Source organism: Streptomyces gardneri (genome assembly GCF_006539185.1).
In the GTDB taxonomy this organism is placed as follows: Bacteria; Actinomycetota; Actinomycetes; order Streptomycetales; family Streptomycetaceae; genus Streptomyces; species Streptomyces gardneri.
Genome location: NZ_BJMN01000036.1, coordinates 26107 through 49814, shown reverse-complemented (window position 1 = coordinate 49814; position 23708 = coordinate 26107). Strand labels below are relative to the sequence as shown.

Annotated in this window: 22 protein-coding genes and 1 tRNA gene; 16 read left to right on the top strand and 7 right to left on the bottom strand. The window is 71.2% G+C overall.

Annotation, left to right across the window (positions count from 1 at the left end):
• Nucleotides 1–19: 19 nt before the first annotated feature.
• From SGA01_RS26590 to SGA01_RS26560, 7 genes are all read left to right on the top strand, one after another.
• Nucleotides 20–739: an SCO family protein gene (locus SGA01_RS26590; protein WP_174867506.1), complete on the top strand. Its 720-nt coding sequence runs from the start codon at nt 20–22 to the stop codon at nt 737–739.
• On the top strand, nt 736–1188 hold the full coding sequence (locus SGA01_RS26585; protein WP_141299133.1) for a copper chaperone PCu(A)C: 453 nt from the start codon (nt 736–738) through the stop codon (nt 1186–1188). The genes SGA01_RS26590 and SGA01_RS26585 overlap by 4 nt, the downstream gene beginning before the upstream one ends.
• Nucleotides 1189–1212: 24 nt before the next feature.
• Entirely contained in the window at nt 1213–3213 is a 2001-nt protein-coding gene (locus SGA01_RS26580; protein WP_141299131.1) for a copper resistance CopC/CopD family protein, read from the top strand.
• Nucleotides 3214–3218: 5 nt separating this feature from the next.
• On the top strand, nt 3219–4526 hold the full coding sequence (efeB, locus tag SGA01_RS26575) for an iron uptake transporter deferrochelatase/peroxidase subunit (protein WP_229918126.1): 1308 nt from the start codon (nt 3219–3221) through the stop codon (nt 4524–4526).
• Between the two features lie 84 nt (nt 4527–4610).
• A complete protein-coding gene (pheA, locus tag SGA01_RS26570) occupies nt 4611–5546 on the top strand; it encodes a prephenate dehydratase (protein ID WP_141299129.1) in 936 nt (311 codons plus the stop codon).
• Between the two features lie 485 nt (nt 5547–6031).
• Nucleotides 6032–7321, top strand: a complete 1290-nt coding sequence (serS, locus tag SGA01_RS26565; RefSeq protein ID WP_141299128.1) for a serine--tRNA ligase — start codon at nt 6032–6034, stop codon at nt 7319–7321.
• A complete protein-coding gene (locus SGA01_RS26560; RefSeq protein WP_141299125.1) occupies nt 7318–8124 on the top strand; it encodes an HAD family hydrolase in 807 nt (268 codons plus the stop codon). Before serS ends, SGA01_RS26560 begins: the two co-directional genes overlap by 4 nt.
• A 52-nt stretch (nt 8125–8176) precedes the next feature.
• Here SGA01_RS26560 and SGA01_RS26555 read toward each other — a convergent pair.
• The 3 genes from SGA01_RS26555 to lpdA all read right to left on the bottom strand — a co-directional run bounded on the left by SGA01_RS26555 (nt 8177) and on the right by lpdA (nt 10446).
• Nucleotides 8177–8261: transfer RNA gene (locus tag SGA01_RS26555), tRNA-Ser, on the bottom strand.
• A gap of 83 nt (nt 8262–8344) precedes the next feature.
• Nucleotides 8345–8953, bottom strand: coding sequence for a rhomboid-like protein (locus SGA01_RS26550; protein ID WP_371866164.1), 609 nt, complete (start codon nt 8951–8953; stop codon nt 8345–8347).
• A gap of 89 nt (nt 8954–9042) precedes the next feature.
• Nucleotides 9043–10446, bottom strand: a complete 1404-nt coding sequence (lpdA, locus tag SGA01_RS26545) for a dihydrolipoyl dehydrogenase (protein ID WP_056653822.1) — start codon at nt 10444–10446, stop codon at nt 9043–9045.
• A 123-nt stretch (nt 10447–10569) separates the two neighbouring features.
• Here lpdA and SGA01_RS26540 point away from each other — a divergent pair, with 123 nt between their 5' ends.
• Both SGA01_RS26540 and SGA01_RS26535 read left to right on the top strand, forming a co-directional pair.
• Complete coding sequence (locus SGA01_RS26540) at nt 10570–11259, top strand: FadR/GntR family transcriptional regulator (RefSeq protein ID WP_141299122.1); 690 nt, start codon at nt 10570–10572, stop codon at nt 11257–11259.
• A complete protein-coding gene (locus SGA01_RS26535; RefSeq protein WP_371866163.1) occupies nt 11256–12536 on the top strand; it encodes a CynX/NimT family MFS transporter in 1281 nt (426 codons plus the stop codon). Before SGA01_RS26540 ends, SGA01_RS26535 begins: the two co-directional genes overlap by 4 nt.
• 123 nt (nt 12537–12659) lie before the next feature.
• Here SGA01_RS26535 and SGA01_RS26530 read toward each other — a convergent pair whose 3' ends face one another.
• The 4 genes from SGA01_RS26530 to SGA01_RS26515 are packed head-to-tail and all read right to left on the bottom strand — an operon-like array spanning nt 12660 to nt 16175.
• Nucleotides 12660–13379 carry an ABC transporter permease gene (locus tag SGA01_RS26530; RefSeq protein WP_141299120.1) on the bottom strand — a complete coding sequence of 240 codons (720 nt, stop codon included), beginning with the start codon at nt 13377–13379 and terminating at the stop codon, nt 12660–12662.
• Nucleotides 13380–13393: 14 nt separating this feature from the next.
• Nucleotides 13394–14305 (bottom strand): ABC transporter ATP-binding protein, encoded by a 912-nt coding sequence (locus tag SGA01_RS26525; protein WP_141299118.1) that lies wholly within the window; start codon nt 14303–14305, stop codon nt 13394–13396.
• Nucleotides 14302–15213: an ABC transporter permease gene (locus SGA01_RS26520; RefSeq protein WP_141299116.1), complete on the bottom strand. Its 912-nt coding sequence runs from the start codon at nt 15211–15213 to the stop codon at nt 14302–14304. The genes SGA01_RS26525 and SGA01_RS26520 overlap by 4 nt, the downstream gene beginning before the upstream one ends.
• A complete protein-coding gene (locus SGA01_RS26515; protein WP_141299224.1) occupies nt 15210–16175 on the bottom strand; it encodes an ABC transporter ATP-binding protein in 966 nt (321 codons plus the stop codon). The genes SGA01_RS26520 and SGA01_RS26515 overlap by 4 nt, the downstream gene beginning before the upstream one ends.
• A gap of 250 nt (nt 16176–16425) precedes the next feature.
• Between SGA01_RS26515 and SGA01_RS26510 the strand changes: the two genes are divergently transcribed.
• The 7 genes from SGA01_RS26510 to SGA01_RS26480 all read left to right on the top strand — a co-directional run bounded on the left by SGA01_RS26510 (nt 16426) and on the right by SGA01_RS26480 (nt 23673).
• Entirely contained in the window at nt 16426–17271 is an 846-nt protein-coding gene (locus SGA01_RS26510; RefSeq protein WP_167534184.1) for a M24 family metallopeptidase, read from the top strand.
• Entirely contained in the window at nt 17271–19115 is a 1845-nt protein-coding gene (locus tag SGA01_RS26505; protein WP_141299112.1) for an SDR family oxidoreductase, read from the top strand. Before SGA01_RS26510 ends, SGA01_RS26505 begins: the two co-directional genes overlap by 1 nt.
• 168 nt (nt 19116–19283) lie before the next feature.
• Nucleotides 19284–20213 (top strand): MerR family transcriptional regulator, encoded by a 930-nt coding sequence (locus tag SGA01_RS26500; protein ID WP_141299110.1) that lies wholly within the window; start codon nt 19284–19286, stop codon nt 20211–20213.
• Between the two features lie 115 nt (nt 20214–20328).
• A complete protein-coding gene (locus SGA01_RS26495) occupies nt 20329–20871 on the top strand; it encodes an RNA 2'-phosphotransferase (RefSeq protein ID WP_141299108.1) in 543 nt (180 codons plus the stop codon).
• A gap of 40 nt (nt 20872–20911) precedes the next feature.
• Entirely contained in the window at nt 20912–21364 is a 453-nt protein-coding gene (locus SGA01_RS26490; RefSeq protein WP_141299106.1) for a hypothetical protein, read from the top strand.
• Nucleotides 21365–21394: 30 nt separating this feature from the next.
• Nucleotides 21395–22297 (top strand): LLM class flavin-dependent oxidoreductase, encoded by a 903-nt coding sequence (locus SGA01_RS26485; protein WP_141299104.1) that lies wholly within the window; start codon nt 21395–21397, stop codon nt 22295–22297.
• Nucleotides 22298–22791: 494 nt separating this feature from the next.
• Nucleotides 22792–23673 (top strand): Cof-type HAD-IIB family hydrolase, encoded by an 882-nt coding sequence (locus tag SGA01_RS26480; RefSeq protein ID WP_141299102.1) that lies wholly within the window; start codon nt 22792–22794, stop codon nt 23671–23673.
• Nucleotides 23674–23708 lie beyond the last annotated feature (35 nt).

The window sequence follows — 23708 nt, the reverse complement described above, 5'->3', positions numbered from 1 at the left end:
GAGAACCGAAAGAAACACCATGTCTGAAGAGAAGACGTCCGGGACGGGTACGGCCCGCCCCGGACGGCGCACCCCGCTGATCGTGGCCGCGGTCGCGATCGTCGCCGCGCTCGGCATCACCGCGGCCGTCGGCCTCGGCGGCAACGACGACAAGGCCTCCGGCACGGGCTCCGACTCGGTCGCCGAGGTCTCCGGCGTCCAGGACTCCACCAAGGCCGCCACCGTGCTCGACCGGCCGTTCACCAAGCCCTCGCTCGTCCTCACCGACACCAAGGGCCAGAAGTACGACCTGCGCGAGCGGACCAAGGGCAAGCCGACGCTCATCTACTTCGGCTACACGCACTGCCCCGACGTCTGCCCCATGACGATGAGCAACATCGCCATCGCCAAGAAGCAGCTCCCCAAGGCCGACCAGGACAAGCTCCAGGTCGTCTTCGTCACCACCGACCCCGAGCGTGACACCTCGGCCGAGCTCGCCAAGTGGCTGCCCGCCGCCGGCGACCCCTCCTTCACCGGTCTCACCGGCGACTTCCCCGCCATCCAGGCGGGCGCCCGCTCGATCGGCATCGGCATCGACCCTCCGAAGAAGGAGGGCGACAAGGTCATCTCCATGCACGGCGCCCAGGTGATCGCCTTCTCGCCCACCACCGACCAGGGCTACGTCCTGTACGGCGAGGACACGACCGTCGAGGAGTACGCCAAGGACCTGCCGAAGCTCATCAAGGGGGAGAACCCGTGAACCGCCGCACCACCGCCCTGACCGCCGCCGTCGCCCTCGCCGCCTCGCTCGCGCTGACCGGGTGCTCGTCCGACGGCGACAAGCCCGAGCTGAAGGTCAGCGGTGCGTTCATGCCGCAGCCGGTGATGGACATGGCCGGCGGCTTCCTCACCATCACCAACGGCAGCGGAGCGGCGGACAAGCTCACCTCCGTCACCAGCCCCATCTCGGACGACGTCACGATCCACGAGACGAAGGACCAGAAGATGGTGGAGGTGAAGTCCTTCGACATCCCCGCGAACGGGGAGCTGAAGCTCGAACGCGGTGGCAACCACATCATGTTCATGGAGCTGAAGACGAAGCCCAAGCAGGGCGACAAGGTCAGCATCGAGCTCCACTTCGAGAAGTCCGACCCCATCAAGGTCGACGTTCCCGTCGAGGCAGCCAACCACAACCCGCAGCAGCACTGAGCTCGTTGACGGAGTGACACAGAGATGACAACCACCGCCCCGCGCCTCGGTACCGCCGTGGCCCGGCTGCTGATCCTCGCGGCCGCGCTGCTCGGCACGCTGCTGGCCGGCGCCGCCCCCGCCTCCGCGCACGCGGCGCTCACCGGAAGCGACCCGAGGGACGGGGCGGTGGTCGCCACCGCTCCCAAGGAGGTCAACCTGACCTTCTCCGAGCAGGTCGCCATGAGTGCCGACTCGATCCGGGTCCTCGACCCGGCGGGACGACGGGCCGACACCGGCGAGATGCGCGACCTGTGCAGCGGTTCCGTCATCCGGTACGGAGTCGGGCTCCGCGCCGGACTGCCGGACGGTACGTACACCGTGGCCTGGCAGACCGTCTCCGCCGACAGCCATCCGATCGCCGGCGCCTTCACCTTCTCCATCGGTGCCCCTTCCGCCACCTCCGTCGCCCTGCCCGAGCAGAACGCCGGCGGCGGACTCGTCGGTGGCCTCTACGGCATCGCGCGCTACCTCTCGTACGCCTCCTTCGCCGTCCTCGTGGGCGGCGGAGCCTTCGTCCTGGCCTGCTGGCCCCGCGGGGCGGGCGTCCGCCCGGTCCAGCGGACCGTGGTCCGGGCCTGGCTGACCCTCACGGTCGCCACGCTGGCGATGCTCCTCCTGCGCAACCCGTACACCGGCTCCGGCGAGCTCTCCGACGCCTTCGACCTGGCGGGCCTGAAGTCCGTCCTGGAGACCAAGACCGGGGCAGCGCTCACCTCCCGTCTGCTGCTGCTCGGCGCCGCGGCGCTCTTCGTCGCGGTCCTCTTCGGCTCCTACGCCCGCCGCACCGACCCGAAGGAGCGCAAGGACCTCGCCTTCGGACTCGGCCTCGGCGGCACCGTCGTCGCCGCCGGCATCGCCGGCACCTGGGCGCTGGCCGAGCACGCCTCGACCGGCATCCAGCCCGGCATCGCCATGCCCGTCGACATCCTTCACCTGCTGGCGGTCGCCGCCTGGCTCGGCGGACTCACGGTGCTGCTCGTCGCCCTCTACCGGGCCCCCTCCGTCGAGCGCTCCGCGGTGGAACGCTTCTCGAAGGTCGCCTTCGGCTCCGTGCTCGTCCTCGCGGCCACCGGGCTCTACCAGTCCTGGCGCCAGGTCGGCTCCTGGTCCGCGCTGACCGACACCCGCTACGGGCAGCTGCTGCTGGTCAAGATCGGCCTGCTGGCCGTGCTCCTCGGCATCGCCTGGGTCTCGCGCCGCTGGACCCAGCGCCTCGCCGACCCGACGCCCACCGAGGCGGGGGACGAGGCCGAGGAAGCCGGGACAGCGGACGACACGAGGGCCGAGTCCGAGGCCGAGGCCGAGTCCGAGGAGCAGTCGGAGGAGCAGTCGGAGGAGGGCATGGCCCTCGTCGGCGCCGCTTCCGAGCCCGGCTCCGAGACCGCCGCCGAGTCGCACCCCGACCCCGAGCGGGCCGCTCAGCTCGCCCGGCAGCGCGCCGCCGTCGCCACCGCCCGCCGCAAGCGGGAGCGGGACGCCGACCCCGAGCGGGCCGGTCTTCGCCGCTCGGTGCTGACCGAGGCCGCCGTCGCCGTCGTCCTTCTCGCCGTGACCACCGTCCTCACCTCCACCGAGCCCGGCCGCACCGAGGAGGAGGCCGGCCGGACCGGCTCCGCCGCCGGCTCGGCCGCCGTGCCCGACCGTCCCGTCGACATCCGGCTGCCCTTCGACACCGGCGGCGTCGACGGCAAGGGCGTCGTCCGTCTCAGCCTCGACCCCGGCCGCACCGGTGCCAACGCGCTCCACCTCTTCGTCGAGCGCCCCAACGGCAAGCCGCTGGACGTCCCCGAGGTCAAGGTCGCCCTCACCCTGAAGGCCAAGGACGTCGGCCCACTGCCCGTCGCCCCCGACCGCATCCAGACCGGACACTGGAGCGCGAGCGGCGTCCAGATCCCGATGCCCGGCGAGTGGACGATCCAGGTGACCGTCCGCACCTCCGACATCGACCAGACCACCATCGACAAGAACGTGAAGATCGGCTGACCCTCGTGACCGAGAGCGACAACAGCGGCAACAGCGACAGCGGCCGCGAGAGCACCCCTGTGGACATCTCCCGACGGCGCCTTCTCGGCACCGTCGGTGCGGCGGGTGCGACCGGACTCGTCATCGGCGCGGCCGGCGGCGTCGGGATCTCCTCGGTGGTGTCGGGCGACGACACCACCGGCGCCTCCGGTGCGGGCGGGCCGCAGGCCCTGACCTCCGTCGGCGCGACCGAGGTGATGTTTCACGGGAAACATCAGGCCGGCATCACCGAGCCCCTCCAGTCCCGCGGCCATCTGATCGCCTTCGACCTCGCACCGGGCGCCGGACGCAAGGAGGCCATGGCCCTGCTGCGCCGCTGGTCGGCCACGGCGAAGGTCCTGATGGCGGGGAAGGCCCCGGCCGAGGACACGGGCATCGCGCTCGACGCGGGCCCCTCCTCTCTGACGATCACCTTCGGCTTCGGCCGTACGTTCTTCGACCGCACCGGACTGGCCTCGCGCCGCCCCGGTCAGCTCGACCCGCTGCCCGCCTTCTCCTCCGACGCCCTCGACCCCCGGCGGTCTGAGGGCGACCTGTGGGTGCAGATCGGCGCCGACGACGCGCTCGTCGCCTTCCACGCGCTGCGGGCCGTCCAGAAGGACGCGGGCGACGCGGCCCGGGTGCGCTGGCAGATGAACGGCTTCAACCGCTCCGCCGGTGCCACCGCGAAGCCGATGACCGCGCGCAACCTCATGGGTCAGGTCGACGGCACGGGCAACCCGAAGCCCACGGAGCCCGACTTCGACCGGCGGATCTTCGTCCCCGCCGGGGCCACCGGTGCCCAGGAGTGGATGGCCGGCGGTTCGTACGCGGTGGTGCGGCGGATCCGGATGCTGCTCGACGACTGGGAGAAGCTCCCGCTCGACCGGCAGGAGAAGGTGATCGGCCGCCGGAAGTCCGACGGTGCGCCCCTCAGCGGCGGCAGCGAGACCACCGAACTCGACCTGAACAAGTTCGGCACGGACGGGAAGGCGGTCATCCCGGACAACGCCCACTCCCGGATCTCCGCCCCCAAACAGAACGGCGGGGCGGCGATGCTCCGCAGGCCCTTCTCCTTCCACGACGGGATCGGCCCGGACGGGACACCGGACGCGGGGCTCCTCTTCGTCTGCTGGCAGGCCGATCCGCTCCGGGGCTTCGTCCCGGTGCAGCGCAAGCTGGACCGGGGCGACGCGCTGTCCGCGTTCATCCGGCACGAGTCGAGCGGCCTCTTCGCGGTCCCGGGCGGCCCCGCCGAGGGCGAGTACGTGGGCCAGCGGCTCCTGGAGGCGTAACCGCGCAGGAGGAAGCGCAGGAGGTCGCTCAGCTTGTCGTTCGAGCAGGCGCCCCACGTGCCCGGCGACCATTAGGGTGACGGTATGTCCGCCACCCGGTTCACGTATCTCGGCCCCGAAGGCACCTTCACGGAGGCCGCGCTGCGTACGCTGCCCGAGGCCGCGACCCGGGAGCTCGTCCCGATGGTCTCGGTCCCGGCCGCGCTCGACGCCGTACGGAACGGGGAGGCAGCCGCCGCGCTCGTACCGATCGAGAACTCGGTCGAGGGCGGGGTGACCGCGACGCTGGACGAGCTGGCCTCCGGCGAACCGCTGACGATCTACCGCGAGGTGCTGCTGCCGATCGCCTTCGCGCTGCTCGTGCGGCCCGGGACCAAGCTCTCGGAGATCAAGACGGTCACGGGCCATCCCGTGGCCCAGCCGCAGGTCAGGAACTGGCTGCGGGGGCACCTCCCGGACGCCCTGTGGGAGTCGGCCGCCTCGAACGCGGACGGGGCCCGGCTGGTCCAGGAGGGCCGGTTCGACGCCGCCTTCGCGGGCGAGTTCGCCGCGGCGACGTACGGGCTCGAGCCGCTGGTCACCGAGATCCACGACGCGGAGAACGCCGAGACCCGGTTCGTGCTCGTGGGCCGGCCGGCCCGTCCGGCGGCTCCGACCGGTGCGGACAAGACCTCGGTGGTGCTCTGGCTGGGTGCCGATCATCCGGGTGCCCTCCTCGAACTGCTCCAGGAATTCGCGGTGCGCGGGGTGAACCTGATGCTGATCCAGTCCCGGCCCACGGGGGCGGGGATCGGGAACTACTGCTTCGCCGTGGACGCCGAGGGCCATATCTCGGACCGCCGGGTGGGCGAGGCGCTGATGGGGCTCAAGCGGATCTGCCCCCAGGTGCGCTTCCTCGGCTCGTACCCGCGGGCGGGCGTCGCGGTCGAGGACGTGTCGGCGCTGCGGCGCGGCACTTCGGACGTGGAGTTCATGGAGGCCTCCGACTGGCTGGCGAGGGCCCAGGACGGTCGGGCCTGACCCGATGGTGACCGATCGCTCCCGCCGCCGGGAGCGGTCGTCCACAGGTACGAACAACTAGTCCTACCTGCATACTTTTCAGTTACCCACAGAGGTTATCCACAGGGCTCCGCTCGGCCTGGGGACAAGTCGACATCGCATTCCGACATGGTCGACAAATCACCCCGGCCACTCCCTGACCGCGCCCCGGTCGTCCACAGTGCGCCGATGGCGCGTCCGTCACCGTGTTTCCCGGGATCAACTCTTTGGGGCGAGCTATTCCCACCCGAATGAGTGGGCAAATGACGTTTGATCACGGAATTGCCAGGTCTGTGGCGAGGAATCCCCGTAACCGCCCCCGTAGTCCACAGAACTTCCGCACAGCCTGTGGATAAGTGAATGCGGCGGCCCTCGGTCCACTTTTCCCGGAGCGGCAATTCGGGCAAAACAACACGCGCGACCTTATCCGGTGGGGGCGCGCAAGCGGGCACCGGTAGCCTGGTGGGGTGATTGACCTTCGCCTGCTCCGTGAGGACCCCGACCGTGTTCGCGCCTCCCAGCGCGCCCGTGGAGAGGACGTCGCGCTCGTCGACGCCCTGCTCTCCGCCGATGAGCGGCGCAGGTCGTCCGGCGTCCGCTTCGACGAGCTCCGATCCGAGCAGAAGGCGCTCGGAAAGCTGATCCCCAGGGCCACGCCCGAGGAGCGTGCCGAGCTCCTGCAGAAGGCGGAGCAGCTCAAGACCGACGTCAAGGCCGCCGAGGCCGAACAGAACGACGCCGACGAGACGGCCAAGCGGCTCCTGCTCCAGCTCGGGAACATCGTCCACACGGACGTCCCGGTCGGCGGCGAGGAGGACTTCGTCGTCCTGGAGACGCACGGCACCATCCGCGACTTCGCGGCCGAGGGCTTCGAGCCCAAGGACCACCTGGAGCTGGGCGAGGCGCTCGGCGCCATCGACGTCGAGCGGGGCGCCAAGGTCTCCGGCTCGCGCTTCTACTACCTGACCGGCGTGGGCGCCCTCCTGGAGCTCGCCCTGGTCAACGCGGCGATCGCGCAGGCCACCGAGGCCGGCTTCATCCCGATGCTGACCCCGGCGCTGGTCCGCCCGCGCGCCATGGAGGGCACCGGCTTCCTCGGCCAGGCCGCGGAGAACGTGTACCACCTGGAGAACGACGACCTCTACCTCGTCGGCACCTCCGAGGTCCCCCTCGCCGCGTACCACATGGACGAGATCATCGACGCCGACAAGCTGCCCCTGCGGTACGCGGGCTTCTCGCCCTGCTTCCGCCGCGAGGCCGGCACGTACGGCAAGGACACCCGCGGCATCTTCCGCGTCCACCAGTTCGACAAGGTCGAGATGTTCTCGTACGTCGCGCCCGAGGACGCGGAGAACGAGCACAAGCGGCTCCTGGACTGGGAGAAGCAGTGGCTGACCGCTCTGGAGCTGCCGTTCCAGGTCATCGACGTCGCCACCGGTGACCTCGGCTCCTCCGCCTCCCGCAAGTTCGACTGCGAGGCGTGGATCCCGACCCAGGGCAAGTACCGCGAGCTCACCTCCGCCTCGAACTGCGACAGCTTCCAGGCCCGCCGCCTCTCCGTCCGCATGCGCGACGAGCAGGGCGGCAAGAAGACCGTGCAGCCGCTGGCCACCCTGAACGGAACGCTGTGCGCCGTACCGCGCACGATCGTGGCGATCCTGGAGAACCACCAGCTGGCCGACGGCTCGGTGCGCGTGCCCGAGATCCTGCGGCCCTACCTGGGCGGGCGCGAGGTCCTGGAGCCGATCGCCAAGTGAGCCCCTTCCCCTACCGCCTGGTGGCGACGGACCTCGACGGCACGCTGCTGCGCGCCGACGAGTCCGTCTCCGCCCGCACGCGGGACGCGCTCGCCGCCGTGACCGAGGCGGGCGCGGCGCACATCGTCGTCACCGGCCGGGCGGTGCCCTGGACGCGGCACATCCTCGACGACCTCGGCTACGAGGGGATCGCGGTGTGCGGGCAGGGCGCGCAGGTCTACCACGCCGGTGAGCACCGGCTGCTGACCTCGCTGACCCTGGACCGGCAGCTCGCCGGACTCGCCCTGTCCAAGCTCGAGGCGGAGGTCGGCCCGCTGGCGGTGGCCGCCAGTCGCGACGGCCTGGAGGGCGAGGTCCTGATGGGCCCCGGCTACCGGGTCCAGGATGGCCCCCTGCCGTACGTCCCGTACGAGGATCCGGCGGAGCTGTGGGCGGCGCCGCTGACCAAGCTCTACATCCAGCACCCGACGCTGAGCGACGACGAGCTGACGCGGATCTCCCGTGAGACGGTCGGCGGGCTCGTGGACGTCGTCATGGCCGGTCCGGGGATCGTGGAGATCCTCCCGCTCGGCCTGAGCAAGGCGACGGGGCTCTCCCTGGCCGCGCGCCGGCTGGGCGTGAAGGCCGCGGAGACGATCGCCTTCGGCGACATGCCGAACGACATCCCGATGTTCGCCTGGGCCGCCCACGGCGTGGCGATGGGCAACGCCCACGAGGAGCTGCGGACGGTGGCGGACGAGGTGACGGCCTCCAACGAGGAGGACGGCATCGCGGTCGTCCTGGAACGGCTGCTGTCGGTCTGACGCTTCACAACCGACGAAGGCCACCCCGCGGGGTGGCCTTCGTCGTACGCGGCGGAGGGTGCGCGGATCGAACGCGCGCGGGGTTGCCCCCGACTACGGCTTAGCAAGCCGCTGCCTTACCACTCGGCCAACCCTCCGGGAGGGAGCAGCCCGCGCGGACATGGTCCACGCGCTCGAAGCGGCCGCTCCCTTCGGGGGATCCCCCGTGCCCCCCGTACAACTAGTGTGCGCCGGGCCCCTGTTCGGGTGCGACTGGTTTTTCTCCCCGGGTCAGCGGATAGCAGGCCAGTCCGATCGCCAGCGAGATCGCGTGGCCGAGGTCGGTGTACGTCCGGTCGGTGGTGAGGGGTACGACGAAGAACGCGACCACGCCGGCGAGATAGAGCCAGCGCCAGGGGCGCGGCAGCCGGTAGGTCAGGATGCCGGCCGAGGCGGCGAGGCCGTAGCTGACGCCGATGTCGACGACGTGGGCCATGCTGCGCGGTACGTCGTGGAGCCGGATGGCCACCAGGACGACCTGCTGGCTGATCAGGGTCGCCGCGATATGGGCCGTCGCGACGGTGAAGAGCCACTTCGCGGTACCGAGCCAGCGTTCCACGGGGGCGTGCAGGACCTCGAAGAGCACCGCGTACAGCAGGAGGTCGGCGGGATCCTCGATCCAGAACGCGCTGCCGAGCAGGGCCCGCACCGGGTGGTGCGAGAGCTGGTGGAGATTGCTGCTGTTGCGGTGGAGGAGATAGGTCTCCAGGCCGTCGGGGGAGAGCGCGATGACGAGGCTGGTGATCGCGATGACCGCCAGCCACACATGCGTACCGGGTGACGAACGCACCCACGACCTGATCGGCCGGGACGGTTCGCCACCCGGAGAGGTTCTGCTCGGCACCTTTCAGTGCCTATCACCCCGCGATGGGAGAAACCTCAGAAATTGATCATGTGTCCGGCAATACCGTGGATCGCTTCCTTCACGGCCTCGCCCAGCGTCGGGTGCGCGTGGACGTTCCGGGCGACCTCGTGGACGGTGAGGTCCCACTGCTGGGCCAGCGTCAGCTCGGGCAGCAGCTCGGTGACGTCGGGGCCGATGAGGTGGGCGCCGATGATCTCGCCGTGCGTCCCGTCGGCGATGATCTTGACGAAGCCCGTGGCGTCGCCGAGACCGTGCGCCTTGCCGTTCGCCACGAAGGGGAACTTGGCGACCTTGACGTCGAAGCCCTTCTCGCGGGCCTGCGCCTCGGTCCAGCCGAAGCTGGCGATCTGCGGCTGGCAGTAGGTCGCGCGCGGGATCATCGGGTAGTCGAGCTCCATCGTCTCGGCGTCCCCGATGGTCTCGGCCGCGATGACGCCCATGGCCTCGGCGGTGTGCGCGAGCATCAGCTTCGCGGTGACGTCGCCGATGGCGTAGATGTGCGGCACGGAGGTGCGGCAGCGGCCGTCGACGTCGATCGCGCCGCGCTCGGTCAGCGCGACACCGGTGGCCTCCAGGCCGTAGCCGGTGACGTTCGGGGCGAAGCCGATGGCCTGGAGGACCTTGTCGGCCTCCAGGACCTTCTGGACGCCGTCCTTGCCGGTGACGGTGACGCGGACCTGCGGGCCGGACTCGTCGATGGCCTCGACACGGGTGGAGGTCAGGACGTCGATGCCGAGCTTGCGGTACTGCTTCGCCAGCTCCTTGGAGACCTCTTCGTCCTCCAGCGGGGCGATCCGGTCGAGGAACTCGACGATCGTGACCTTGGTGCCGTAGTTGTTCAGCACGTACGCGAACTCGATGCCGATCGCGCCGGCGCCGGCGATGACGATCGACTTCGGGGCGTCCTCGGCGAGGATCTGCTGCTCGTACGAGACGACGCGGTCGCTGAGGGCCGTGCCCGGGAGCAGGCGCGGGGTGGCGCCGGTCGCGATGATGCAGTTGTCGAAGGTGATCGTCTCCGAGGTGCCGTCGGCCTTGGCCACCTGGAGGGTGTTCGCGTCGAGGAAGGTGCCCCGGCCGTTGAACTCGGTGATCCCGTTCTTCTTCATGAGGAAGTGGACGCCCTTGACCCGGCCGTCCGCGACGGAGCGGCTGCGGCGGAAGGCGTCGCCGTAGTCGAAGGTGACGGTGCCGTCGACCTTGATGCCGAAGGTCTTCGCCTCGTGGTTGAAGATGTGGGCGAGTTCGGCGTTGCGCAGCAGCGCCTTGGTGGGGATGCAGCCGACGTTCAGGCAGACACCGCCCCAGTACTTCTCCTCGACGACCGCGACCCGCTTGCCCAGCTGGGCGGCGCGGATGGCGGCGACGTAGCCGCCGGGGCCAGCTCCGAGTACGACGACGTCGAAGCGGTCTGACATGACTGACTCCCGAGGGTGGTGAGGGTGTTCGGTCCACGTACGGGCCCACAGTAGTCCGGTGTCTCCCGAACGGTCAGTTGTAGGATGACTGGGCAACCGGGCGAATGGAGAGGTCGGAACGGCATGGCACTCAAGGCGGCGGGGCGGACCTCGCTGGTGGACTCCGTCGTGGAACAACTGCGCGCGCAGCTCACGGACGGGGAGTGGGCCGTCGGCGACCGCATCCCCACCGAACACGAGCTCGCGCAGCAGCTCGGCGTGGGCCGCAACACCGTCCGCGAGGCGGTCCGGGTCCTCGTCCACGCGGGCCTCCTGGAGTCCCGTCAGGGCAACGGCACCTTCGTCAGGTCGACCGCCGACCCGGCCGCCGTGCTGCGCGGGGTGCGCCACGCGGGCGCGGCGGACGTCCTCGAACTGCGGGTCGCACTGGAGGCGGAGGCCGCCCGCCTCGCGGCCGTACGTCGGGACACCCACGACCTGCTGCGGCTGCGGGCTGCCCTGACCACCCTGCGGGAGGAGGGCGACCGGGACGCGGACGCGGACCTCGCGTTCCACCTGGCGGTCGTGGGCGCGACGCACAACGCGACCTTCGTCGAGGTCTACCGCTTCTTCTCCGCGCAGGTGCACGAGGTGCTGGTGGAGGCGCTCGGCGACCGGGAGATGCCGCCCGTCGACATCGACGCCCACGAGGCCCTGGTGGAGGCGGTCGAGGCGGGCGACCCGGAGGCGGCGGAGCGCCAGGCGCGGGAGCTGCTGCGGGTCCCGATGGAGACCGTGGCGGCTCTGACCGGCGGGGCGGTCCGGAACCGGTGAGCACCGAGATACGCACGACGGACGAGGCCCTCGCGGGGGAAGCCGGCACCGAGGCCGGGGTGCTGCGGCCGGCCGCGGGAGTGACGGCCCGGCGCGCGCTGCTCGCGCACCCGGCGGTGCTCCTGGTCGGAATCGTGCTGGCCTCCCTGAACATGCGGGTCGCCCTGGCGAGCGTGGCGCCCCTGGTCGGCGAGATCTCCGACGCCTTCGGTCTGTCCTCGACGGCGAGCTCGCTCGTCACCTCGGTCCCGGTCCTGTTCCTCGGCGCCGGCGCGCTGGTCGCTCCGTGGCTGGGCCGCCGCTTCGGCGCGGAGCGGATGCTGTTCGCCGCACTCCTGCTGCTCGGCGTCGGCATCCTCGCGCGCGTGCTGCCGTCCGTGTACGCGCTGTACGGCGGCGGGATCCTCGTCGGCACGGCGATCGCCCTGCTGAACGTCCTGATGCCGGGGCTGATCAAGCGGGACTTCCCGGACCGGGCCGCGGCGATGACCTCCGTCTACACGGGCGCGCTGATCGCGGGCGCGACGGTGGCGGCGGCGGCCTCGGTGCCACTGGAGGAGGCCCTCGGCGGCGGCTGGGAGGCCTCGCTCGGCTTCTGGTCGCTGCTCGCCGGGATCGCGGCGCTCGCCTGGCTTCCGCAGGTGCTGGTCGCCAAGGGGCGTACGGGCCACGAGGTACGGGCCGTCCCGGCCGGCGGCGCCCGTCCGGTGAGCGTCTGGCGCTCGCCGCTGGCCTGGCAGGTGACGCTCTTCATGGGCGGCCAGTCGCTCTGGTCCTACGTCCTGATCGCCTGGATGCCGACGATCTTCACCGACCACGGGATGAGCCGCTCCACGGCGGGGGTGATCTTCGCCTTCAACACCCTGACCCAGATCGTGGGTGCCTTCGCGGTGCCGCTCCTCGCGGGCCGGATGCGGAGTCAGCGCCCGCTGATCGTCCTGGTCACGACGCTGGTCGCGGCCGGTTACGCCGGTCTGCTCGTCGCGCCGGCCGAGGGCGCCTGGCTCTGGGCGGCCCTGCTCGGCGTCGGCCAGGGCGGCGCGCTCGGCCTCGCCCTGACCCTGATCGTGCTGCGCTCGGGGGACGCGGTGACCGCGTCCAGGCTGTCGGGGATGGCCCAGACGGTCGGCTATCTGCTCGCCGCGGCGGGCCCGCTGGCCGCCGGCGCCCTGCACCAGGCCACCGGCTCCTGGACCCTGCCGATCTCGCTCGTCCTGGGTGTCTGCGCGGCCTCGCTCGCCGTGGGCCTGCTCGCGGCCCGCAACCGCACGGTCTGAAGGCCGGCCCGGAGTCGCGCGGCGGGCGAGTGGGGGGTGGCGGTACGGCTCCGGGTGGGCCTCCCGGAGCCGGGGCGACGACCTTCGGAGCCGTACCGCCGCTGTGTCGTCCCGGTCCCGGGCCTACTCCTCGCCCGCCAGCGTCAGTGTCCGCAGCTTGTGGCCGGCGAACCAGGTCGCCGCGACCGTGACCGCCACGAGGAGGACGGTCGCCGTGGTGAGACCGACCTCGGAGTCGATCAGGCCGTCGCCGGTGACCTTCTCCGCCAGCGCGAGCGACCACTGCTGGACGCTCAGGGTCTTCGCACCGGAGATCAGGGAGCCGAAGAGGGTCTCCCAGACCAGGGCGTACACGAGGCCGATGACCACGGCGTGCCGGCTGATCGTGCCGAGCAGCAGGAACATCGCGCTGTAGGCGATGGAGGCCACCAGGGCCGCCACCGTGTAGGCGACCGCGACCTGCTGGCCGTTGCCGTTGAGGACGAATCCGGCGATCAGCGTCGGCACCGCCGAGAAGACCATGGTGACGGCGATCGCCACGATGAGCTTCGTGAAGATGATCGTGGGCCGCTTCACCGGCTTGGACAGCAGGTAGACGATCGAGCCGTCGTCGATCTCCGGCCCTATCGCGCCCGTCCCGGCGATCACACCGATCAGCGGCACCATCGTGGCCAGCGCGAAGCCGCCCAGGAAGTCGGCGGCGACCTGGTCGTCCGCACCGCTGAACGCGCGCACCGCCACCGCGATGAGCACCAGCAGGGCGGGCAGCAGGAAGAGGATCAGCGCACGCCGGCGGCCGAGAAGGGCCCGGTAGGTGAGCCGGGCGACTGTGGGGTTGTACATCGGTCAGGCTCCTTTCAGGCCGCGACGAGGTACGAGAAGACCGATTCGAGGGACTCGTCCGAGGGCGAGACCGTCAGGAGGCGGATGCCCCGGTCCTTCGCGACCTTGGGCAGCAGCTCCGTGAACCGCCCGAAGTCCACCGCCTGGACGCGCAGTCCGCCCTCCACGCGGTCGACCTCGATGCCGGCCGTGGAGGGGTCGGCGATCAGTGCGGCGGCGAGCGCCCGGTCGTCGCTGGAGCGGACGAGGTAGCGGTGCGGCCGGTCCGTCATGAGCCGGCGGATCTTGCGGAAGTCGCCGGAGGCCGCGTGCCGTCCGGCCACGATCACCTCGATGTGGGAGGCGAGCTGCTCGACCTCCTCCAGGATGTGCGAGGAGAAGAGGACCGTGCGGCCCTCCGCGCCCATCCGCCGCAGCAGGTCCATCAACTGCATCCGCTGGCGCGGGTCCATGCCGTTGAACGGCTCGTCCAGGAGGAGCACGGACGGCTGGTGCACGAGGGCCGAGGCCATCTTCACGCGCTGCCGCATGCCCTTGCTGTACGTGGAGATCTTGCGGTCCTGCGCGTACTCCATCTCGACCGTGGCCAGGGCCTCCTGGGCCTCCTTGGCGCCGAGGCCCTGCAGTTCCGCGTTGGCCACGACGAACTCGCGACCGGTGAGGAAGTCGTACATCGCCTCCCGCTCGGGGACGACACCGATCTGGCGGTAGACGGACTCGTTCCCCCAGATCGTCTGACCGTCGAGCGTGACGCTGCCGGTGGAGGGGTCGAGGAAGCCTCCCATCATGTTGATGAGGGTGGACTTCCCGGCGCCGTTGGGCCCGAGGAGGCCGGTGACGCCCGGGGCCACCGACATGGTGACGTCGTTCACGGCCACGACGTTTCCGAACCAGCGGGAGACGTGGTCGATGTGGAGGGTGGTCACAGCCCGACCTTTCGGTAGCGGCGCATCAGGATGCCGTACGAGCCGGCGATGAGCGCGAGGACGACCAGCACGTAGATCACGCCGACGCCGGTGCTCGGGCCACCGAGCTCGGGGAAGCCGGGGGGCGCGCCCAGGAAGGCGCTCTGCACGCCGTCGATGAGGGTCATCGGCGAGAAGAGGCCGATCCACTGGATGACACCCCCGTTGTCCGTCGCGAAGGCGATGCCCATGAGGGTGGAGACCGCGCCGTACGACACCGTCAGGACGGCGATCACGGCGGCGACGCCGAAGCCCCGCCGCGGGGTGAGGGCCGCCATGACCAGGCCTATGCCGCCGAAGAGCACCGAGAGCAGCGCCACGGAGACGAGCCCCTGGCCGAACATCTTGGTCTGCTCGGCGAAGTCCATCTTGGCCAGCAGCGAGCCGATCCAGAGGATCAGCAGCGGCGAGGCGGTGAGGATGAAGAGCGCCGAGGCCATCGCGCCGAACTTGGCGAGGACGTAGTCCGCGCGCTCGATCGGGCGGGAGAAGTACAGCGGCACCGTCCGGAACCGGAGGTCCCGGGAGACGGACTGGGGCGCCTGCGAGGCCAGGTAGATGCTGATGACGACCTGGAGGTAGAGCGCGTACTGCGTGTACTCGATCGAGAGCTTGGACTGCTTCCCGACGACGGCGACCGCGACGAGGATCAGCGCCGGGACGCACATCACGGCGAAGAGGATCATCGGCAGCACCTTCGACTTGGCGCTGCGGCCGAGGCCGTAGGCACCGCGCAGGGACTGCGAGAAGAGCGACCGGCGCGCGTAGGCCCGGCCGAGGCGCGGGCCGTCGTAGGACCGGTAGCCGATGTTGTGGATCTGCGTCGTGTCGGGAGCGGCCTGGGAGGGGTGGGGCAGCTGGGTGCTCATCGGGCCGGCACCTCCTCGTGCCGCGGGGGCGTCTCGGGCCGGAAGACCTCGGCGATGTGGTGGCGGCGCTGCTCCATGCGGACGAGACCGAGGCCGAGACCGGCGACGGTGTCCCGCACGAGGTCGTACGTCTCCTCGCCGGCCGCCTCCAGGAGCAGGATGTGGCCGGCGCCGGGCAGGCCGTCCTCCACACCCGGGTGGAGCACGACGCCGGCTTCGGCGAGGGCCGCGCGGAGCGCGCCCGTACCGTCGGGGTGAGTGTCGGAGTCGGTGACCTCGACCGCGAGCGTCGTGGTGGTCCGGGTGAAGTCGCTGGTGGAGCTGGAGCGGAGCAGCTGCCCGCCGTCGATGACGACGACGTGGTCGCAGGTGCGCTCAAGCTCTCCGAGAAGGTGCGAGGTCACGAGGACGGAAATGCCGAAGTCGGTCCAGACGCGGCGGATCAGTCCGAGCATCTCGTCGCGGCCGACCGGGTCGAGGCCGTTGGTCGGCTCGTCGAGGAGGACCAGCTTCGGGTCGTGGACGAGTGCCTGCGCGAGCTTCACCCGCTGCTTCATGCCCGTCGAGTAGCCGCCGATGGGGCGGTACCGCTCCTCGTACAGGCCGACGTGGCGGAGGGTGTCGGCGGTCCGCTCCCGGGCGGCGGTCGCGGGCAGACCCGACATCCGCGCCATGTGGACGACGAACTCGGTGGCCGAGACGTCCGGGGGCAGGCAGTCGTGCTCCGGCATGTAGCCGACCTGCTCGCGGATCTGCGCGCCGGAGGTGCTGACGTCGAGGCCGAGCACCTCGGCGCGGCCCTCCGTGGCGGGGGAGAGTCCGAGCAGGATCTTGATCATGGTGGACTTGCCGGCTCCGTTGGCACCCACCAGTCCGGTCACACCGGGCCCGATGTCCAGGGAGAGCCGGTCGAGAGCGGTCACCCGGGGGAACCGCTTGCTGAGGCTTTCGGTCGCGATCACAGTCACGGTACGACCGTAGTGGTGTGCGCCACAGCGGTCGTCAGCCCAACGGCTCGATCCTTCTCCGACCATAGGAGTACAAGCCCGTAAGGGAGTCGCGACAAAAGTCTTTTTCCACAGGCTCCGACGCGGCCTTTTCCACAGGCCGGCGTCCGACCTCTTGACTCAGCCGCCGGGCATTGTCACATTCATCGGTGTCAAGTTACGGACGCGTAGTGCGATCGGGCGCTCACACGGGACGGCGGACGGCATGGGCTCAGCAGTCACAAGCGAACTCTCCGCGGAGCTGCGGGGATTCAGAGAAGTACAGCGGCTCTCGTACGAGTGCGCGGAAGCCGTCGCGGCGCAGCTGAAGCCGGGCGTGACCGAGCGCGAGGCCGCCCGGATGCAGCGGGAGTGGCTGTACGAGCGGGGGGTGCGGGACTGGTTCCACCGGCCGTTCGCCTGGTTCGGGGACCGCACGGCCTTCGTCGACTTCAAGATCCCCCTGCAGTTCTTCCCGACGAACCGTCGTCTGGAGGCGGGGATGCCGTTCATCCTCGACATGGCGCCGGTCTACAAGGGCCACACCGCCGACATCGGCTACAGCGGCTGCCTGGGCCTCAACCCCCTGCACGACAAGCTGCTCGCCGACCTCCGCGACCACCGCGACCTGATCCTCCGCGAGGTCCGCGAGCGTCGCACGCTGCGCGAGATATACGAGGACGTGGACCGCCTCATGGTCCGCCAGGGGTACGCGAACCGGCACCGGGCCTATCCCTTCGGCGTCATCGCCCACAAGATCGACCGGGTGAAGGAGCGCCGCTGGTCGCCGACGCTCTTCGGCTTCGGCACGCAGGCTCTCAAGGGCCTGGCGAGCGACACGATCCACGGCCACCGGGACGGCTGGTCGCCGCTCTGGTCGCCGTACACGTTCTCCGACCACCCGCCCGTGCCCGGGCTGTGGGCGGTCGAGCCGCACCTCGGATTCCGGGGGACGGGCGCGAAGTTCGAGGAGATCCTGGTCGTCACCGACTCCAAGGATCCCGAGCAGAGCGCGTTCTGGCTGGACGACGATCTGCCGCACGTGCGGCGCTGGAACGAGGGGGCGGTCTGATGGCAGGGCTCAGGGGCGCAGGGCCCGCGGGCGCGGGGCAGGGTGCGGGGCTCAAGGGCGCGCGGGAGCGCTGGGTCCGCACGGGCGGGGTCGAGCTGTGTGTCGCCGAGCTCGGCGACACGGACCGGCCGACCGTGGTGCTCGTGCACGGCTACCCGGACTCCAAGGAGATCTGGTCGGAGGTCGCGGCCCGGCTGGCCGAGGAGTTCCACGTGGTGCTGTACGACGTCCGCGGCCACGGCCGGTCGACGGCCCCGGCGCCGCTGCGCGGCGGCTTCACCCTGGAGAAGCTGACGGACGACTTCCTCGCGGTCGCCGACGCCGTCAGCCCTGACGGGCCGGTCCATCTCGTCGGCCACGACTGGGGCTCGGTGCAGTCCTGGGAGTTCGCCACCGTCCCGCGCACCGAGGGGCGGATCGCGTCCTTCACGTCGATGTCGGGGCCGAGCCTCGATCACTTCGGGCACTGGATCAAGCAGCGGATGGCCAGGCCCACCCCGCGCCGGGTCGGGCAGCTCCTCGGCCAGGGCGCCAAGTCCTGGTACGTGTACATGCTGCACACGCCCGTGCTGCCGGAGCTCGCCTGGCGCGGGCCGCTCGGCAAGCGCTGGCCGAAGATCCTGGAGCGGGTCGAGAAGGTCCCCGCCGGCGACTACCCCACGCCCTCGCTGCCGAGCGACGCGGCGCACGGCGCCTGGCTCTACCGGGACAACGTCCGCGCCCGGCTCGGCAGGCCGCGCCCCGACGCGTTCGCGCACGTGCCCGTGCAGCTGATCACGCCGACCGGAGACGCCTTCCTCTCCGAGCGGCTCTACGACGACCTGGGCTCCTGGGTGTCGGCCCTGACCCGGCGCACCCTGCCCGCCAAGCACTGGGTGCCACGCACGCGGCCGGACCAGCTGTCGGCCTGGATCACCGAGTTCGTCCGGGCCCACGAGGAACCGGCGACCGGGGCCTCCGGTCCGCACCGGCCCGTCGCGGCGACGGGGGCGAAGAGCGGGGTGAAGCCGGAGTACACGGAGCGGTTCGGCGGGCAGCTGGTCCTGGTGACCGGGGCCGCCAGCGGCATCGGGCGGGCCACCGCCTTCGCGTTCGCCGAGGCCGGCGCCCGGGTCGTGGCCGTGGACCGGGACGCCGAGGGCGCGGGCCGCACGGCCGAGATGGCCCGGCTGATCGGCGCTCCCGCGGCCTGGGGCGAGACCGTCGACGTCGCCGACGAGCAGGCGATGGAGAAGCTGGCCGCGAAGGTGGCGAGCGAGTACGGGATCGTCGACGTCCTGGTCAACAACGCGGGCATCGGGCTCACCGGCTCCTTCTTCGAGACGACGAGCGAGGAGTGGAAGCGGGTCCTGGACGTCAATCTGTGGGGCGTGATCCACGGGTGCCGCATCTTCGGCGCGCAGATGACCGCGCGCGGCCAGGGCGGGCACATCGTGAACACCGCCTCCGCGGCGGCCTTCCAGCCCTCCCGGGCCCTGCCCGCGTACAGCACCTCGAAGGCGGCCGTGCTGATGCTCAGCGAGTGCCTGCGCGCCGAACTGGCCGACCAGGGCATCGGGGTGTCCGCGATCTGCCCCGGCATCGTCAACACCAACATCACCGCCACCACACGGTTCGCGGGGGTCACGGACAAGGCGGAGGAGAACCGACGCCAGAAGAAGGCGTCCCGGCTCTACGGCCTGCGGAACTACCCGCCGGAGAAGGTCGCGGACGCGATCCTCGGAGCGGTCCTGCACGACCGGGCCGTCGTCCCGGTGACCCCCGAGGCCCGGGGCATCCACGCCCTGTCCAGACTGAGCCCGGGCGTCCTGCGGGCGTTCGCCCGCTGGCAGCCGCCCGCGTAGCGGTTCCCGCCCTCCGCGTCCGACGGACGCGGAGGGACCGGGAGGCGACGGCGGAGGCGACGGGGGAGGCGACGGGGGAGGGACGGGACAGGGCCGGGCGGTCGTACGATCCCTCCCAGGAGGGGCCCCGCGGCGACGGGGTGCGGGAAGCGGGCGGTGGGAGCGGGTTTGTCCGAGCAGTCAGCACAGCCGGAGTACCGGATCGAGGACCTCGCGCATCACAGCGGCGCCACGGTCCGGACCATCCGCGCCTACCAGGACCGCGGTCTGCTGCCCCGCCCCGAGCGGCGCGGCAGGTCGAACGTGTACGGGGACGCGCACCTCGCCAGGCTGCGCCAGATCGCCGACCTCCTCGACCGCGGCTACACCCTGGCCTCGATCAAGGAGCTCCTGGAGGCCTGGGACACCGGCCGGGGCCTCGGCGGGGTACTCGGCCTGGTCGCGGAGGTGCACGGGCCGTGGACGGACGAGGAGGCGGCCCGGATCTCCCGCGCGGAGCTGGACGCCCGCTTCGGCGGCACTCCGGACGAGGACGCCATCCGGGAGGCCGTCGAGCTCGGCGTACTGGAACGGCTGCCGGACCGGGAGGCGGAGGAGTACCTCGTACCGAGTCCGCAAGAGCTCGCCGTTGCCGTCGAGTTGTACGCGGCCGGAGTGCCGCTTCCGGCAATCACCGGACACCTTCGGGAACTTCGCGACCAGGTCGAGCACATCGCCTCCCGCTTCCTGGAGTTCACGACCGAGCACGTCTTCGCGCGCTATCTGGAGCACCGGCCGCCGACGGACGCGGACGCGGCCGAGGCGGCGACGATGGTGCGACGGCTCCGCCCGCTCGCCCAGCAGACGGTCGACGCCGAACTGGCTCGGGCGATGCGCCTGTTGGCGACCCGGCACCTCCAGCTCCATCTGTCCCCCGACGCCCCGTCGACGAAGGGCGACGAGCCCCGCTCGGTGGCGCTTCCGGCCGACACGATTCGGGCCGTGCAGAGCCTGGTTGGCGCGGACGGCGTCGCGGCCTTCGTCACCGCCGCGACGGAACGAGAAGTCGGCAAAAGGACATTGGACTCTCTTGCCTCAAATAGGCAAATACCGGGCTAAGTCCACCAACTCACCCTAAATAATTGGGATGTTGTCCACAGAATCGCCAACTAGCCTGTGGATAAGTAGCTTTGCTTGTGGATCAAACATGCCCGCTCCCATTCATCGGAGAACAATGGACGAACGACGCACGGTGAAGGTGTCGAAGTACCTCTCCAAGCATCTGCGCCACCAGCCCGAGCGCATCGGCCTCGTCCTCGACGCGCAGGGCTGGACCGAGATCGACACACTCCTGCGGGCGACGGCAGCGCACAACTTCCCGATCAGCCGCGAGGAACTCGACCACGTCGTCGCGACCAACGACAAGAAACGCTTCGCGATCGAGGGAACCCGCATCCGCGCGAGCCAGGGCCACACCGTCGAGGTGGACCTGGACCTGCCGGTCGCCGAGCCGCCCGCGTACCTCTACCACGGTACGGTCACGGACCGGCTTCCCGCGATCCGGGCGGAAGGGCTGCGACCCATGGCCCGCCACCATGTACACCTCTCCCCCGACCGGGAGACCGCGACCCGGGTCGGCGCCCGGCGCGGCCGGCCGGTCGTGCTGAGCGTCGACGCCGGCGCCATGCACCGCGCGGGACACGTCTTCCACATCAGCGCCAACGGGGTCTGGTTGACCGACGCCGTGCCTCCGGAGTTCCTCCGCCTCCCCTCGTGACGCCCCCGCACAGCCTGACGACTAGGGCATGATCGTTCCCATGGCACACCCGCACCTGCCCACCACCGAAGCGGCCGTCACCGCGATCCGCGAGATCGCCCGGGAGTTCCACCTGGAGATGACGGTGACCGACGACATCGGAGCGGACCAGACCTCCCGGCGCACCTCCTCCGGCGCGTTCGCGGTCCTCGACCCGGACGGGTCCCTGCCGCACGAGGCCTTCGTCGAACTGGGCGGCTCCCCCTCGATCACCGTCCAGGTCTTCCCCGAGGACGACGCCAGGATCACGGTGGACGGCATCGAGTTCGCCGACGTGCCCCGCGACGCGGTCCCCGACTTCCTCCGCTCCGTCCTCGGCGGCCTCGCCCACGTGAAGGGCCGGTTCTTCCCGCCCGGCTGGTGGCTGGTCGTCCCGCTCCCCGGCGACACCATGTACAAGGAGCTCGTCCCGGGCAGCTCGCTCACCCCCTGGATGAACCGCAGCGTCCGCTGAACCTTCGCGGACCGCCGTAGGCTCGAGACCATGAGCCTGCGTCTGAGCACCGTGATCCTGCCCGTCGACCGTTGGCACGAGGGTGGCCGCGAGAAGTGGTCCCGCGCCGAGGAGCTGGGGTTCCACACGGCGTACACCTACGACCACCTCTCGTGGCGCACCTTCCGCGACGGTCCGTGGTTCGGTGCGCTGCCCACCCTCACCGCCGCCGCCACGGCGACCGAGCGGCTCCGCCTCGGCACGCTCGTCACCTCCCCCAACTTCCGCCACCCCGTGACCCTCGCCAAGGACCTGATGTCGCTCGACGACATCTCCGGGGGCCGGATCACGCTCGGTATCGGGGCCGGCGGCAACGGCTTCGACGCCACCGCCCTCGGGCAGGAGGCGTGGACGCCGAAGGAGCGGGCCGACCGGTTCGGCGAGTTCGTGCCGCTGCTCGACCGCCTCCTCACCGAGGATTCGGTGACGGCCCGGGGCACGTTCTACTCGGCGGAGGAGGCCCGGAACATCCCCGGCTGCGTCCAGCGCCCGCGGCTGCCGTTCGCGGTGGCGGCGACCGGGCCGCGCGGGCTGCGGCTGGCCGCCCGGTACGGGCAGGCGTGGGTGACGACCGGCGACCCGAAGATCTTCGAGGAGGGCACGCCGGAGCAGTCGGTGGAGGCGCTGCGCGGCCAGATCGAGAAGCTCGGCAAGGCGTGCGCCGAGACCGGCCGGGACGTGTCCGAGCTCGACAAGATCCTGCTGACCGGCTTCACCCCGGACCGCGGGCGCCCGCTGGAGTCGCTGGACGCCTTCGTCGACTTCGCCGGCACCCACCGCGCCCTCGGCTTCACCGAGATCGTGATCCACTGGCCGATCGCGGACTCCGACTTCGCCGCCGACCAGGCCGTCTTCGAGAAGATCGCCACCGAGGCCCTCACCCAGCTGGGCTGAGCCGCCGGCCACCGCCGGCTCGATCACGACCCCGCGCCCCCAGGCGGTGCGGGGTCAGTCGGCGCCCGCTCGACACGCATCGCAGGTCGCGGGCGACGGGCTCCGCGCGTCCGGCACGGCCCTCCCGGTGCGCGCGGCGCGCGTCACGGCCTCGGTCATCCCCGCCAGGACGTCGCCCACCAGCACCGGATCACGCGCCGGATGATCCGATCCGGCCCGCTCACAGCTCCCGCAGAGCGCCATCCCGAGACTCACGACCCATATGCCATACGGCGCACCGCAGGCCTCGCACTCGTCGCAACGCCGGCCCGAGACCATGCCCCACCCCCTGGAGATGCCGTCAGCTCACCTGGGGTCTTCCCCGCGCCGCCAGAAACCGAACGAGCGTTTTACGGCCAGATCAGGACGGTCCGGACGGGTCGGGACGCCGAATTCGCCTACTCATATGTGCACCTCCTCGCACGCCCGTGCGTTCGGTGCGGAACAATGGGGCGGTGACCTCTCCCCGCTCTCCGCGTTCCTCCGCCCCGGCGACCCCGGCGACCCGGCTGATCGCCACCGACCTCGACGGCACGCTCCTGCGCGACGACAAGTCCGTCTCCGAGCGGACGGTCGCCGCCCTCGCCTCGGCGGAGGAGGCCGGTATCGAGGTCTTCTTCGTCACCGGCCGGCCCGCCCGCTGGATGGACGTCGTCAGCGACCACGTCCACGGCCACGGCCTGGCCATCTGCGCCAACGGTGCCGCTGTCGTCGACCTCCACGCGGGAGGCACCTTCCTGGAGGTCCGCCCGCTGGAGCGGCCGGTCGCCCTCGACGTCGTACGGGCCCTGCGCGCCGCCGCGCCCGGCACCTCCTTCGCGGTCGAGCTCACCACCGGCATCCACTACGAGCCGAAGTACCCGCCCTTCTTCCTCGACCCCGGCGCCACCGTCGCCACCGCCGAGAAGCTCCTCTTCGAGGAGGCGCCGGGCGCCGCCGCCCCGGTGCTCAAGCTGCTCGCGCAGCACCCGGAGCTCGACCCCGACGCGTTCCTGGCCCTGGCCCGGGAGGCCGCCGGCGACCTGGCCTCCTTCACCCGGTCCAGCCCCACGGCTCTCCTGGAGGTCAGCGCCCTCGGCGTCTCCAAGGCCTCCACCCTGGCCCACTGCTGTGCCGAGCGCGGCATCGCGGCCGATGAGGTCGCCGCCTTCGGCGACATGCCCAACGACATCGAGATGCTCAGCTGGGCCGGCCGCTCGTACGCGATGGGCAATGCCCACCCCGACGTGATCGCCGCCGCCTCCGGCAGCACTGTCGGCAACAACGACGACGGGGTGGCCGTCGTCATCGAGCGGCTCGTGGCGGAGGCCCTGGAGGCGCGGCAGGCCACCCCGTAGTCGGGCACGCCCGGCGTCGAGCCGGGCACGCCCGC